Origin of the sequence: Mesorhizobium sp. M1322, from assembly GCF_040318085.1 — a bacterium.
In the GTDB taxonomy this organism is placed as follows: Bacteria; Pseudomonadota; Alphaproteobacteria; order Rhizobiales; family Rhizobiaceae; genus Mesorhizobium.
Genome location: NZ_JAMYLP010000007.1, coordinates 38,646 through 50,448 on the forward strand (window position 1 = coordinate 38,646; position 11,803 = coordinate 50,448).

Sequence of the window (11,803 nt, forward strand, 5' to 3'; positions counted from 1 at the left end):
TGTTGCGGACCAAGCGCCCGCAACACCGATTTGGTCAAGAATGCCGGCCGGCGTCCCTGATGCAGGCCGAACTCAGAGGGTGACCGCCATGCCGAGCTTCTCCACCGTGTTGTCGGCAGTCGCGCCCGGCAGTTTCAGGAACTCGGTGTAGAATGCCTTCTGCGAATCCACGCCGAGCCGGTCGGTCGTCTCATTCCACTCGGCCGCCGCTGTTTCTAGCGACGCCTTCGGGTCCGCACCGGCCCACACAGCTGTGCACATGCGGTCGATGCTCAGGAAATAGTCCTGCGCGCCTGGCATGATTGGGTCGAGGAGGCCGACATTGGCCGAGTTGTTAAGATTGCTCAGATATTCCTTGGCACTCGGGAACAGCGCGCCGTAAAGCTCGGATTTGAAGTGGGAGATGCGGTAGGGATCGCGCAGGGCGTAGGGCAGCATGCAGCGGGCAAGCGAGACCGGCGGCGAGCAGGCCCATTGCATGAACAGATAGGCCGCTTCGGAGTTCGCCGAATCCGCCGACAGCGCCTTATTGTAGCCGGTCGCATGTTCAGGATTGCCGGGCACGACCGCGTAGCCGACCTTGCCGGCGATCTGTGATTGCGGGATGAAGTTGATTGCAGTGGCCGACTGCGAATAGTTCGCGGCCATGCGGCCAGACGGCGGCCAGGAGTAGATCATCGCTACCTTGCCGGTCAGGAACGCCGCCCACAGCGAGACGGCGTCGAGTTCATTGTTGCCGGGAATCGACGCCGTATTGGCTGCAATCATGTTCTGCAGCGTCTTCACGCCGGCATCCGAAGCCAAGCCGGCCTTCATGTCGTCGCCGAACAGTTTTCCACCGTTGGCGCGGTACTGCTGCAGAAAGTCGAACTGGTTGCCGGGACTGCCCGCCTTGCGGAAATGGCCTGCGCCATACACGTTTGGCGCCATCTGGTCGGTGATGAACTGGGCGATCTGGGCATATTCCTCCCAGGTCTTCGGCGGCGCCAGCTTGGCGTTGAACTTGGCCTGGTAGGCCTCCACCATCTTGGGATCCTCGAAGATGTCCTTGCGGTAGTAGAGAGCGAACATGTCGCCGTCGTCGAAGAAGCCCCAGATCTTGCCCTTGTAGGTCGGCAGCGCCTTGTAAAGCGGATGATAGTCCTCGAGGTCGGCCGGGTTCATGTATTTGGCGATGTAATCGTCGAGGGGTGCGATGACGCCGCCATCGGCTAGCGACGGCGTCCAGGCTGGCGAGATGTCGAGGACGTCATAGGCGCCTGAGCCGGCAATGTGCTCGGCAACGGCCTTGGAGTACTGGTCCGGGTTCGACAGTTCGACCACGTTCGACTTCATGCCCGTAAGCTGCTCCCACATCGGTCCACTGAAATTGCGCGGATCGAGAGCCTGCAGGCCTGCCTCGTAGGTCATGTTCAGCGTGACGCCCGAATGCGCCTTGGCCGCCTCGACGGCGCGGAAGGCGGAACCATCCGCCGGGCCTTCCATCGACGCCTTCATGGCCGCCGCCTGCGCCTGGCCGAGCGGTGAAGCGGCGTCTGCCAGTTCGAGCTTCTGCTGCGCCAGCGCCCAATCCGTCATCATGGCGAGGATCGGTCCAGACGCCGCCAGCATGCCGGTCATCTGGCCGAAGCGGGTTATGAAAGTTCGGCGGGTGGTTTCGCCGCGCATAAAGGCGTCGACCTCTGCTTCGAGGCCTGCCTGAAAGTCACGTTTTTCATGATCGTTCATAGTGCTTGGTCCTCCCATTTTCGTTTGCCTTCACTCGTCCGCGGGCGCGGCGATCGAGTGTTTCTCCCGTGAAGCCGCCGCGAAGCCTGTGGCGGCGCGCCGAATGCTCGTACTCCTACGTCCCGAAGCGGGCGGCGAAACCGGCCAGCCGTCTCTTCCATGCCTCGCTAGAAAGCACCTGGCGATTGACCACGCCGCGCGGCTCGCGGCCGTGCTGCACTTCGATCACCACCTTGACGTCTGCGGCACCGTTGCCGGCAAAACACTGGTCGGTCCAGCAGAGCGCATGCGGCGTCAGGATAACGTTGTCGAGCTCGAGGATCGGGTCGCCGGCATCCGGCGGCTCCTGCTCCAGGACGTCGAGCCCAGCGCCGGCGATGCGACGCTCCTGCAGCACTTTCGTCAGCGCCTCCTGGTCGACGATCGGACCGCGTGCGGTGTTGATCAGGTAAGCCGTCGGCTTCATGAGGGCGAGCCGCTCGGCATTGACGATATGGTGGGTCTGAGGCGTTAGCGGACAGCTCACCGACAGCACATCGGCGCGGCGGAACAGATCGTCCAGCCCGACCAGTTCGATGCCTAGATCGGCAGCGACCTTGCTGTCGGCGAATGGGTCATGGGCGATGAATTTCATGTCGAAGGGCTTGGCCAAGCGAAAGACTTCGGCGCCGATGTTGCCGATGCCGAGCGATGCCAGCGTCCGCCCGACGAGGCCGACGCCCATATGCTCCGAACGCTTGTCGAACCCCTCACGTCCCATGCGGGTCAGCGCGTCCTTGGTGAGCAGCTTGCCGGTCAGTGCCAACATGAAAGTGATGACGGATACGGCGACCGGCCGTCGCACCCCGTCGGGCGTGATGACAAGGGCGATGCCGGCGGCGGTGCAGGCCTCGACGTCGACGGTATCGTAGCCAACCCCGAAACGGGCAACGACGGCCAGGCGGCCGCTCTTCGGGACGCTGGTCGCATCGAAGCGATGGGCGAGCAGGATCAGCGCATCGAAGTCCTCAAGCTGTTCGCCGCGCAGCGGATTGTTTGATTCCAGGAACGCCATTTCGACGCTGGGCGCATTGCGCAGCGGCGTCAGGTCGAAGTCGGGAAAAGTCGGCGAGCCGTCCGGCTTACGGAAATCACCGGAGAGCGCCACCCTGAACATTGCGTTGGCCATCGTCTCCTCCGCCTCACTCGCACCCGGCCCGGATCTTTGATACCGCGTCGGCCATCGCATCGTGCAGGACCCAGACGTCACCCGAATAACAGATGAAATCGAAGCCTTGCGCGTAGAAGTCGTGACCCTGCTGGATGCTGGGTACCAGGCGTCCAAGCGATTTGTTGTGCTTCTTGGCGGCGGCGACGATCTTGTCCATCGCCGCGGTGAAGGTGGGATGGGCGAAGTCGCCGGGAACGCCGAGTGAGACCGAAAGATCGAAATGTCCGACCCACAGACAATCGACCCCGTCCAATCCCGCGATGCCGTCGATGTTGTTGACGCCGTCGGCGGTCTCGATCAGGCAGATGAACACCGAGCGCTGGTTGGCCGTTTCGAATTTATCTGCGACCGAGCCCGGACGGTAGCGGTCATGCGCGATCTGTAGCGCTACGCCGCGAGCGCCAGCAGGATGGTACTTCATCGAATTGATGATGTGCTGCGCCTGTTCGACCGTGCTCACCATCGGCGCGATCAGCCCTTCAGCCCCCATGTCCATGGCGCGGGCGAGGAAATGATAGTCCTGCGACGGCACACGCACCATAACCGGCAGGTCGGCCGCCTCGAAATAGCGGATCGCGCTCTTCACCGTCTCCAGGCTGAAGCCCGAATGCTCCATATCGAAGAAGACGAAGTCGCAGCCGGCGGATTTCAGAATGTGCCCGATTCCCGGCGTCGCGAATTCGGCGACGAGTGTGCCGAGCTTGACCCGTCGGTGCGCAGCCAACCCCTTGAGACTAGGCTCTGACATGCATTTCCTCCCCTTCGCCCTTTGTTCAAGGCGTAGCCTCGAGAACGAGGTCGCAGATCGTCACCGACTTGGTGTCGACGAGCGGCGCGCTGTGCGTGTTGAATTCATCGAAATGCGCCGTCCGGCAGTGTTCGTCGAAGGCGGCCTCGCTGTCGTAAATCTCGTAGAGCACGACCCGGTCCGGTTCGCCGCGCGCCTCCGTCACGTCAAAGCGGCGGCAGCCGACCTCGTTGCGCACCGACGCAGTCGCATTGGCGTCGACGAGCTTTCGGAAGCTGTCTCGGGCGCCCGGCTTGAGGCGGAAATCGACCCAGACGACGAGGCTGGTCATCACATGGGCCTCGCGATTTCCAGATAGCGCCTCGACACATATTCCAGATGCCTGCGCATTGCCGCTTCGGACCCGTCCGGATCGCGCGCAGCGATCGCCTCGAAAATCTTGCGATGGGCCTCGTAGGCCTTGCGGTCTTCACCTTCGGCCAAAGTCGTCCGCCGCTGTTCGAGCAGCCATTCGGCCAACGCCGCATGGATAGCCGTGAAGATCCGATTGCGGGTGATCACCGCCAGCACGTAATGGAAGTCCACGTCAGTGCGTTCGAAGCGCGTGAGGTCGCCGATCGACTGCCGGTTCATCTCCAGCGCCGCCTTGAGGCTTTCAATGTCCTCTGGCGTGGCATTCACAGCTGCGTTGCGGGCAAGCCCGACCTCGAAAAACAAACGTGCGCTCTGGAAGTCCTGAACCCCGCCCGGGGCCGAAATCATATGTCGCGCCGGGCCTGAAAGGGCGTCGATTACGAATTGGGGCGTGGGGCGGGTGACGCGGGCACGCTCGCCGGATCTCACCTCGACAAGGCCCATCTTGCTCAGATGCAGCAGCGCCTCTCGGATCGAAGGGCGCCCGACCCCGAACTGCCGCATGAGTTCCCGTTCCGACGGCAGCCGCTCGGCTTCGGCCAGTTCTCCCTTGTGGATCATCCGCTCGAGGTGTTCTGCGACCTCGTCCGAAAGCTTCCGCTGCTTGACCTGAACACCAATCACTTGGCATACCCCAATACTTGGCATACCTTTGATACCAGTTAAGCACGCTATTGCCATAGTGGTCAAATCGACAGACGCCCGGCTTCAAGCGCGAGCAAGCGGGCGCGAGGTACGCGACAGGACCGGGAAGACCTACGGCCTGCGGCATCGGTTCGATTTCTTTGCCCCGGCAGGCGTTTTTGTCGTCTTCGGGCTGATTGACGCCAATGGCGCAGGCGCGCCCATTCGGCTGATCGAGCAGTCCATAAGCAGGTTCCTGGCTGACGGACCCACGGACGACGAACACAACAACGCCAGACGCGACATGATCACGACTTACAGGCAGTTGCTGTCGGACACTGTTTCAAGCTCGAATGAGATCGTCGCGCTGCAGCTCTTCAGGTGGCCGACAGACGCAATCGACGACGTCGACGACGTGATCGCGCGACTGGACCTGCGCGCGCCTTAATACCGGGCGGCGATGTTGAAAGGCCAGCCGCTGACGGTCATTGCCGGAAACGTGAAACTAGCGCAGCAGAGTTGACAGGTCGGGGCCGATCGGCAGCGGACCGTCGCCCTGTTCCAGCCGCCGCCGACTCGATTTGCAAATTGGCACAAAAGCTCCCAATCTTGTCGCCGCCGCAGCAAGGCTCGATACTTGTTAGACGGCGAAACAATGGGAGGAGATTCGCACATGAAAAAGACCTGTGTCCGTCTGGCGGCAACGGCAGCAATGCTCGTCTCTGCCGCCAGCTCGGCTTACGCCGACAGTGTCACCCTCTATTGCGCTGCCGACGAGGCCTGGTGCCAGCAGATCAAGACCAGCTTCGAGGAAAAGACCGGCATCACTGTCGATATGACCCGCAAGAGTTCCGGCGAGACATATGCCCAGGTGCGCGCCGAGGCCGGAAACCCAAAGGGCGACGTCTGGTGGGGCGGCACCGGCGACCCTCATCTCCAGGCCGCCGAGGAAGGATTGACCGAGGAATATATGTCTCCGATGCGCGGCGAATTGCACGACTGGGCGATCAAGCAGGCGGAAGCCGCCAACAACAAGACAATCGGCGTTTACTCCGGTGCGCTCGGCTTCGGCTACAACAAGGATCTGTTGGCCAAGAGCAACCTGCCGGAGCCGAAATGCTGGGCCGATCTGACCAAGCCGGAATACAAGGGCCACATCCAGATGGCCAACCCGAACTCATCGGGCACCGCCTATACGATGCTCGCCACGATGGTTCAGCTGATGGGCGAGGACAAGGGTTTTGAGTACCTGAAGGCGCTCCACGTTAACATCAACCAGTACACCAAGTCCGGCTCCGCTCCGATTAAGGCCGCGGGTCTTGGCGAAACGACCATCGGCATCGTTTTCATGCATGACGCGGTGACGCAGACGGCAGCCGGCTTCCCGATCGTCACGGTGGCGCCCTGCGAAGGCACTGGCTATGAGATCGGCTCGATGTCGCTGATCAAGGGCGCCCGCAACCCGGAAGCGGCGAAGCAGTTCTACGACTGGGCGCTGACCGCCGAGATGCAGTCGAAGGCCAAGGACGTGAAGTCGTTCCAGTTGCCTTCGAACAAGAACGCCACAGCGTCCGAATTGTCGCCTGACCTGTCGACCATCAAGCTCATCGACTACGATTTCAAGAAGTATGGATCGAGTGCCGAGCGCAAGCGCCTGCTGCAGAAGTGGGATACGGAGGTCTCGACCCTGCCGCAGTGATCATGCGCGTCCGCACTGCCACGAGCGCGCTTCACCCGACCGTCGTCCTGTGGACGGCGGTCGGTTTGGTAGGCTATGCGCTGCTGCCTTGGTACGGGTTGGACAGCAATCTCTTCACCCTGTCCTGGCTGCTGGACGGCTATCCGCTTGACGATGACGTAGCGCCGGCGCTTTTTCTTGTGCTGCAAGGCGACAAACTCTGGCTCGCGCCCATCGGCCCGCTGCTTCTCGCGCCGCTCCTGCTATGGGGGCGGCGGAAGTCCGACCCTTTGTTTGGCTATTTGCTGATCGCCGTCGGCGCGACCGGCGTCGCCTATTTCCTGCTTCAAGGTTTTGGCATTGGCCTGCGTGGCTTCCAGTGGCAATGGCTGACCTCGCTCTTTGGCGAGCTTGACGACCGCCAGTTCGGCATGGGCTGGGGAGCACTACTGGTAGGCTGCGCGTTCCTGTTCCTGTTCACCCTCGGGGTTGCGGCGCGCGGCGCGGTGGCCGGCGACGAATTCGTCGCCGGCTCGATCGGCTTCGTTGTCGCTGTTGTCGCCATCTTCATCTTCATGCCGATCGGTCAAATGCTGGGGAGCGCGCTGCTCACGCAAGAGGGCGACTATTCGCTTCCCGTCTTCCTCGCGAAACTCTCCAGCGACCGGCTCTGGAGCCTCGGCTGCCTCACCGGCGGCCCGCGCTGCGGCGTCGCCTGGAATTCGCTCCTTCTCGCCGTGCTCGTCGGCGTGACGACCACCGCGCTCGGCCTTGTCTTTGCCCTGGTGGTGACCCGTACCGGCTTTCGCTACGGCGCGCTGTTGCGCGCGCTGACCGTGCTGCCGATCATCACACCACCCTTCGTCATCGGCCTCGGCATCATCCTTCTATTCGGCCTCTCGGGCGCCATCAATCTGGGTTTCGCCGAACTGATCGGCGTCCAACCGACGCGATGGGTCTACGGGCTCCCTGGCCTGCTGATCGCCCAGGTGCTCGCTTTCACGCCGATCGCTTTTCTGGTGATGATCGGTGTGGTCGAAGGTGTGAGCCCATCCATGGAGGAGGCCGCGCAGACCCTGCGCGCCAATCGCTGGCAGACATTCGTCACCGTCTCCCTGCCGTTGATGCGGCCGGGTCTGGCCAATGCTTTTCTGCTCGGCTTTATCGAGAGCATGGCTGATTTCGGCAATCCGCTGGTGCTCGGCGGCAATTTCGATGTGTTGTCCACCGAGATCTTCTTCGCCATCGTCGGTGCGCAATACGACCAGGCGCAGGCGGCGATCCTCGCGCTCGTGCTCCTGTTCTTCACGCTCGGGGCGTTCTACGCCCAGCGATTCTGGCTTGGGAAGAAGTCCTACACGACCGTCTCCGGCAAAGGCGACGCCGGCGTTCACCCGCATCTGCCGGCAAAATTGCGCAACGTCGTCTTCGCGGTCGCCGCCGTCTGGACGCTTTTTACCTTGCTGATTTATGTGACGATCTTCTACGGCAGCTTCGTCAAGCTGTGGGGCGTCGATTTCTCTCTGACTTTTGAACACTACGTCACGGCGTTCTCCATCGGCTGGAACGAGTTCGGCATCCACTGGCGCGGCTCGGCCTGGAGTTCGTTCTGGACGACCATGGAAATAGCTGTCATCTCCGCGCCGCTAACCGCGGCCATCGGACTCTTGACCGCCTATTTGCTGGTCCGCCAGGACTTTGCCGGCAAGGACACCTTCGAATTCGCGACGATGTTGTCCTTCGCCATTCCCGGCACCGTGATCGGCGTGTCCTACGTGATTGCGTTCAATGTGCCGCCGATCGAGCTCACCGGCACCGGCATTATCCTGGTGCTCTCCTTCATCTTCCGCAACATGCCGGTTGGGGTCCGCGCCGGTGTGGCGTCGATGTCGCAGATCGACCGCAGCCTCGACGAATCGTCCCTGACTCTGGGAGCCAACTCTTGGCAGACTTTCCGCAAGGTGGTGCTGCCGCTGCTGCGGCCGGCCATCCTTGCCGCGCTGGTCTATTCCTTCGTTCGCGCCATGACCGCCATCAGCGCCATTATCTTTCTAGTCAGCGCCCAGTACGACATGTCGACCAGCTACATCGTCGGCCGCGTCGAGAACAACGAATATGGCGTCGCCATCGCTTATTCCGCCGTCCTGATCGGCGTCATGCTGGCGGTGATCGGCCTGATGCAGCTTGCCGTTGGCCGCCGCATGGTCGGCCGGCGCGGTCTCGACGGCGATCTGGCGCAGTCGCGCACCAATGTCAGCCAGGCGGTCGTGGCGCGTCCACAGCCGGCGATCTCGGGAGGCGGATGATGGCCGAAATTCGCGGCAATGCCGCCTCGGTCGAATTCAGGAAGGTCACCAAGATCTACGGCAAGAGCAAGGTGCCCGCCGTCAACGACATCTCGCTGTTCATCGAGGCCGGGAAGCTGGTCACCCTGCTTGGACCGTCGGGCTGCGGCAAGACGACCACCTTGCGCATGATCGCCGGACTGGAAGTGGTAACGAGCGGCCAGATCCTGATCGGAGGCGCCGACGTCACCCGGTTGCCGGCTACCGATCGTGATGTCTCCATGGTGTTTCAATCCTACGCGCTTTTCCCGCACATGACCGTGACCCAGAACGTCGAATACGGCCTGGGCTTTTCCGGCTTCGGCAGGAAGGAGACGACCGAGAGGGCCAGGGCCGGGCTTGAGCTTGTCGGCCTCTCCAATTTCGGCGACCGCCTGCCGAGCCAGCTTTCGGGCGGACAGCAACAGCGTGTCGCGGTGGCGCGGGCGCTGGTTCTGGAGCCGCAGGTGCTCCTCTTCGACGAGCCTTTGTCGAACCTGGATGCCAAGCTGCGCCGGCGCGTGCGCGAGGAAATCCGCGAGATTCAGCAGAAACTCGGCCTGACGGTCGTCTATGTCACCCACGACCAGGAGGAAGCGCTCGCCGTCTCTGATCGCATCATTGTCATGAACAATGCGGTGATTGCCCAAGACGGCACGCCACGCGACCTCTACGAGCAGCCCGCGAATGCTTTCGTGGCCGACTTCATCGGCGAAGCCAACATGTTCCAATGCGAGGTCGTGTCGGTCGAGGGCGACAGCGCCATTGTGCATCTGGGACCGGCCGTCCTGAAGCTGCCGGCTCGCGGCCGCAAACCAGGGCCGGCCACGCTGGCGGCGCGACCGAGCCGCCTCGAGATTGGCGAGCCGAATGCGCCCGGCGCCTTGCCCGGCACGCTTGAGAAAGTGACCTATGTCGGCAGCCACCTCGAGTTCGTAATTGCCACGGAATTCGGCGAAGTCTTCGTGGTCTCGCCGGATGTCGATACCGCGTTTCGAGCGGGGCAGCCGTTAAGCATCGGCTTTCCCAAACGCGGACCAGTGCTGATCACAGACTGAACGCCTCTTTGCAGAGCGCGTGGACCTTATCGAACACGCCCTTGCCGCCCGCGATGACCAGTGTTCCTTCCTCGAGAACCGTTTTCGGGTCGGGCGGGACGACCAATCCGCCGGCCTCTTCGACCAGAAGCATCCCGGCGAGGCAGTCCCAAGCGTTCATATGCTCCTCGACGTAGGCGAGCAGCCTGCCCGAGGCGACGTAGGCAAGCATAAGCGCACCAGATGCATTGCGGAAAAACACGCCGCCCTCCTGAAGCAGGAGATCGATCAGTTTGGCGACGGTGCGCGCTTCACGACGATTGGAGAAGCCGGTTCCAACCGAGCCTTGCGTCAGGCTCGTCGTCGGGCTTGTCTTGATGGGCCGGTCGTTGAGGAAAGCTCCGCCGCCGCGGCGTCCATAAAATGTCTCGCCGGTAGAGGGTTCATGGATAACGCACACGACCGCCACACCCTCCTTGACGCAGGCGATGACGACGGTCCAGGCCGGGATGCCGCGCAGAAAGTTGGCAGTGCCGTCGATTGGATCTATCACCCATGTGTAACCCGATCCGCCCGCGAGTGCGGCGTGTTCCTCTCCGATAACACCGTCTTCAGGATACTGTGTCGCAAGCTCCCGGCGGATGAACGTCTCGACATTCCGGTCGGCCTCGGAGACCAGGTCCTGATGACCCTTGCTCTCGATTGTGAGTGTCTCCAGTTGTCGGAAATATTGCAGGCCGAGCTCGCCGCCGCGCCGCGCCAGCGCGGTCGCAAACAGCATCCGATCGTTATCGTCACCATTCACGCAGTTAATTCCGTCATTGTTTCTGCTTCCATTCGTTCCCTGGCTCTTTGTATTAAAGGCCCCAATTCTGCAGGGAAAGGTTGAGGTTAACGCTCGGTGATGGGCTGCCATTCGTGGATGATCTTGCAACCTGGCAGGTCGAAAGCGAAGAAATGACCTTGGAACGGTTGATCCCGACTGCGTGAAACCGGCGCATTCAGCAGCTTGCAAAGCAGGAGCGTGCCAACGCCGCCATGCGAGACGAAAGCAATGTCGCCGTCGTGATGGGTCGCAAGAATGCGAAACACGGCCCGCGCTACGCGATCCTGGGCATCGAGCGCGCGCTCCCATCCGCAAACGCTCTCATGTGGATTGGCGAAGAAGGCGTCGGCAACTCGTTCGAAATCGACGGGTGGAAGGAAACCGGTCGCGGAGCGGTCGTTCTCGCCAAGGTGCGCATCCACTTGGACGGGCAAACCAAATCCCGCCGCCAGCAGGCCAGCCGCTTCAATAGCCTTGGCCTCGGAACTCGACCAGATGGACGTCAGGCCGGACAGCACCGCACAGCCCGCGAAAGCCCTCATCCGGGTGACGCCGCGGTCCGAAAGCCGCCAAGCTGGAACTGGCGTGGCGGGATCAACTGAAACTTCCGGGTGAGTGATAAAGAAGGCCGTCGGCATGCCGTTGCGCTCCGATAAAATCCTTCCGACGCCTAACAGAGCTGATCAAGCGCAGGAAGTATCAACACACACCAACCACGTCATTGCACGGGCACTTTTCACAGCCTCAATGGATATCAGAAACAGGAACGTCTGTATCGCGCTGCCATGAGCGGACCTCCGGCCATTTCCGCGCGCACCGGTCCGATGTCGCTGAGGGCATCGCCCGCTATAGGGATTTATGGATTCGTAGTCGGCGAGTTCCTTGAAGCCGAGCACGATGTTGTCGAGCTTCCCCCAACGGTCGGAAACATTATCGCCGCGATGATACCGGCTGTCGTTGGTGAGCGTGTAGAGATCGACGGCTTTGCCGTCCTGCGTGTTTCCGAATGGGGTCGTGTCCACAGAGCCGGCGCTGGCGCTCTTTCCCGTCAGCAGCTCGCCAATGCCGAGCACGGCCGCGCTAAGCGCTGACCTTGCTGCCAGTTGGTGTCGCAAAGCACCCGATTGAGACGTAGAACGCTCCATCGCGATCTGATCTGAGCCGATGCCCGGCCAGCATCCGAAACCCATCACAATTCCGGACCTTGCCACCGT

12 protein-coding genes are annotated in these 11,803 nt (G+C 62.0%); 4 read left to right on the forward strand and 8 right to left on the reverse strand.

Translation table 11 applies throughout. From position 1 onward, the window contains the following. Positions 1 to 72: 72 nt before the first annotated feature. The 5 genes from NKH12_RS04530 to nanR form a co-directional block, all read right to left on the reverse strand. Complete coding sequence (locus tag NKH12_RS04530) at positions 73 to 1,728, reverse strand: extracellular solute-binding protein (protein WP_352952021.1); 1,656 nt, start codon at positions 1,726 to 1,728, stop codon at positions 73 to 75. Positions 1,729 to 1,843: 115 nt separating this feature from the next. Beyond that, the gene (locus NKH12_RS04535) at positions 1,844 to 2,896 is read right to left on the reverse strand and encodes an NAD(P)-dependent oxidoreductase (protein WP_352952022.1); all 1,053 of its coding nucleotides are present in this window, start codon (positions 2,894 to 2,896) and stop codon (positions 1,844 to 1,846) included. Between the two features lie 13 nt (positions 2,897 to 2,909). Then, positions 2,910 to 3,686 carry an HpcH/HpaI aldolase family protein gene (locus tag NKH12_RS04540; protein ID WP_352952023.1) on the reverse strand — a complete coding sequence of 259 codons (777 nt, stop codon included), beginning with the start codon at positions 3,684 to 3,686 and terminating at the stop codon, positions 2,910 to 2,912. Between the two features lie 25 nt (positions 3,687 to 3,711). Beyond that, positions 3,712 to 4,017, reverse strand: coding sequence for a putative quinol monooxygenase (locus tag NKH12_RS04545; protein ID WP_352952024.1), 306 nt, complete (start codon positions 4,015 to 4,017; stop codon positions 3,712 to 3,714). Next, complete coding sequence (gene nanR, locus NKH12_RS04550) at positions 4,017 to 4,781, reverse strand: transcriptional regulator NanR (RefSeq protein ID WP_352952076.1); 765 nt, start codon at positions 4,779 to 4,781, stop codon at positions 4,017 to 4,019. The genes NKH12_RS04545 and nanR overlap by 1 nt, the downstream gene beginning before the upstream one ends. Position 4,782: 1 nt before the next feature. Here nanR and NKH12_RS04555 point away from each other — a divergent pair, with 1 nt between their 5' ends. From NKH12_RS04555 to NKH12_RS04570, 4 genes are all read left to right on the forward strand, one after another. Continuing rightward, on the forward strand, positions 4,783 to 5,172 hold the full coding sequence (locus NKH12_RS04555; protein WP_352952025.1) for a peptidase M16 family protein: 390 nt from the start codon (positions 4,783 to 4,785) through the stop codon (positions 5,170 to 5,172). A 225-nt stretch (positions 5,173 to 5,397) separates the two neighbouring features. After that, complete coding sequence (locus NKH12_RS04560) at positions 5,398 to 6,423, forward strand: ABC transporter substrate-binding protein (protein WP_352952026.1); 1,026 nt, start codon at positions 5,398 to 5,400, stop codon at positions 6,421 to 6,423. Between the two features lie 2 nt (positions 6,424 to 6,425). After that, positions 6,426 to 8,708: an ABC transporter permease gene (locus NKH12_RS04565; RefSeq protein WP_352952027.1), complete on the forward strand. Its 2,283-nt coding sequence runs from the start codon at positions 6,426 to 6,428 to the stop codon at positions 8,706 to 8,708. After that, a complete protein-coding gene (locus tag NKH12_RS04570) occupies positions 8,708 to 9,784 on the forward strand; it encodes an ABC transporter ATP-binding protein (protein WP_352952077.1) in 1,077 nt (358 codons plus the stop codon). Before NKH12_RS04565 ends, NKH12_RS04570 begins: the two co-directional genes overlap by 1 nt. Here NKH12_RS04570 and NKH12_RS04575 read toward each other — a convergent pair. The 3 genes from NKH12_RS04575 to NKH12_RS04585 form a co-directional block, all read right to left on the reverse strand. Next, positions 9,774 to 10,544: an inositol monophosphatase family protein gene (locus NKH12_RS04575; protein WP_352952078.1), complete on the reverse strand. Its 771-nt coding sequence runs from the start codon at positions 10,542 to 10,544 to the stop codon at positions 9,774 to 9,776. The two genes, NKH12_RS04570 and NKH12_RS04575, sit on opposite strands and share 11 nt — an antisense overlap. Before the next feature lie 110 nt (positions 10,545 to 10,654). Then, positions 10,655 to 11,227, reverse strand: coding sequence for a histidine phosphatase family protein (locus NKH12_RS04580; RefSeq protein WP_352952028.1), 573 nt, complete (start codon positions 11,225 to 11,227; stop codon positions 10,655 to 10,657). Positions 11,228 to 11,272: 45 nt separating this feature from the next. Beyond that, positions 11,273 to 11,779: a hypothetical protein gene (locus tag NKH12_RS04585; protein WP_352952029.1), complete on the reverse strand. Its 507-nt coding sequence runs from the start codon at positions 11,777 to 11,779 to the stop codon at positions 11,273 to 11,275. Positions 11,780 to 11,803 lie beyond the last annotated feature (24 nt).

Excerpts from the sequence above, each read along its gene's own strand:
- NKH12_RS04530 (WP_352952021.1), bottom strand. The coding sequence starts at position 1,728 with ATGAACGATCATGAAAAACGTGACTTTCAGGCAGGCCTCGAAGCAGAG.
- NKH12_RS04560 (WP_352952026.1), top strand. The coding sequence starts at position 5,398 with ATGAAAAAGACCTGTGTCCGTCTGGCGGCAACGGCAGCAATGCTCGTC.
- NKH12_RS04585 (WP_352952029.1), bottom strand. The coding sequence starts at position 11,779 with ATGGGTTTCGGATGCTGGCCGGGCATCGGCTCAGATCAGATCGCGATG.
- NKH12_RS04580 (WP_352952028.1), bottom strand. The coding sequence starts at position 11,227 with ATGCCGACGGCCTTCTTTATCACTCACCCGGAAGTTTCAGTTGATCCC.
- NKH12_RS04565 (WP_352952027.1), top strand. The coding sequence starts at position 6,426 with ATGCGCGTCCGCACTGCCACGAGCGCGCTTCACCCGACCGTCGTCCTG.
- NKH12_RS04540 (WP_352952023.1), bottom strand. The coding sequence starts at position 3,686 with ATGTCAGAGCCTAGTCTCAAGGGGTTGGCTGCGCACCGACGGGTCAAG.
- NKH12_RS04575 (WP_352952078.1), bottom strand. The coding sequence starts at position 10,544 with ATGCTGTTTGCGACCGCGCTGGCGCGGCGCGGCGGCGAGCTCGGCCTG.
- NKH12_RS04535 (WP_352952022.1), bottom strand. The coding sequence starts at position 2,896 with ATGGCCAACGCAATGTTCAGGGTGGCGCTCTCCGGTGATTTCCGTAAG.
- NKH12_RS04545 (WP_352952024.1), bottom strand. The coding sequence starts at position 4,017 with ATGACCAGCCTCGTCGTCTGGGTCGATTTCCGCCTCAAGCCGGGCGCC.
- nanR (WP_352952076.1), bottom strand. The coding sequence starts at position 4,781 with ATGGCAATAGCGTGCTTAACTGGTATCAAAGGTATGCCAAGTATTGGG.
- NKH12_RS04570 (WP_352952077.1), top strand. The coding sequence starts at position 8,708 with ATGGCCGAAATTCGCGGCAATGCCGCCTCGGTCGAATTCAGGAAGGTC.